Annotated in this window: 1 protein-coding gene; it reads left to right on the forward strand. The window is 65.1% G+C overall.

What is annotated here, in order from left to right; all coding sequences use genetic code 11:
- The first annotated feature begins 165 nt into the window (after positions 1-165).
- Positions 166-1,002 (forward strand): transposase family protein, encoded by an 837-nt coding sequence (locus V5E28_RS49010; RefSeq protein ID WP_336217192.1) that lies wholly within the window; start codon positions 166-168, stop codon positions 1,000-1,002.
- The last annotated feature ends 10 nt before the right edge of the window (positions 1,003-1,012 follow it).

Genomic DNA, 1,012 nt, shown 5'->3' on the forward strand with positions numbered 1-1,012 from the left:
TGAGGTGATCTCAGAGAAATAAATCGGGACGATGAGGAATGTTTGGGACGCCTGTGGTGGCGTTTCGGGCCTTTCGGGAGGAGTCGTCGAAGGCCGGAGAAGGACGTGGAGCCTCCGGTAGATGAGTTCTCACCACAAGAAAGCACAACCGCCGGAAGGCTCCACGTGATTGCTCATCGTGCCACGCTCGACGTCTCCCGCGCGCTGATTCACCACGTCGCCCGGTCATTGCGGGACGAACGACGGCGAGTGGGCACTCCCAAGGGCAGTCGCGCGCTGACTCCGTTCTGGCAAGCGGTGCTGATCCTGCGCTGGTTCCGGGGCGAGCACGACATCCCCAAACTCGGCCGCGACCATCGCGTCTCCCGAGCCACGGCCTACCGCTACATTGCCGAGGGGATCGACATTCTGGCAGCTCAAGCCCCTAATCTGCACGAGGCGCTGGACCGTGCTCAGGCAGATGGGCTGGCCTATGTGATCCTGGACGGCACCCTGATTCCCATCGATCGTTGCGCCGAGCAGACCGTCAGCGTCAAGGGCGAACCCATCGACGCCTGGTACTCCGGCAAAGCCCACCAGCACGCCGGCAACCTGCAGGCCCTATCGGCCCCCGGCGGACTGCCGCTGTGGATCGCCGAGGTCGAGCCCGGCTCCGTCCACGATCTGACCGCCGCCCGCACACAGGTGCTGGGCGCGCTGTACGCCGCAGCCGCGGCCGGACTGCCCACCCTCGCCGACAGCGGCTACGACGGCGCCGGAATCGGCGTTCACACGCCGATCAGGCAACCCGAAGGAAACCAGATCCTCAGCCCGGACAACCGCACCTACAACCAGCTCCTACGCGCCCTGCGCTGTCTCGGCGAACGCGGATTCGCCCTGCTCAAAGGCCGCTGGCGGGTCCTCCAGCACATCACCGTCAGCCCCAGCAGAATCGGCGACATCGCCCGCGCAGCACTCGTCCTCACCCATTTCGAGCATGACTATCTACCGGCAATTGGCTGAGATCACGTCA

The organism is Nonomuraea sp. LPB2021202275-12-8, from assembly GCF_037044575.1.
In the GTDB taxonomy this organism is placed as follows: Bacteria; Actinomycetota; Actinomycetes; order Streptosporangiales; family Streptosporangiaceae; genus Nonomuraea.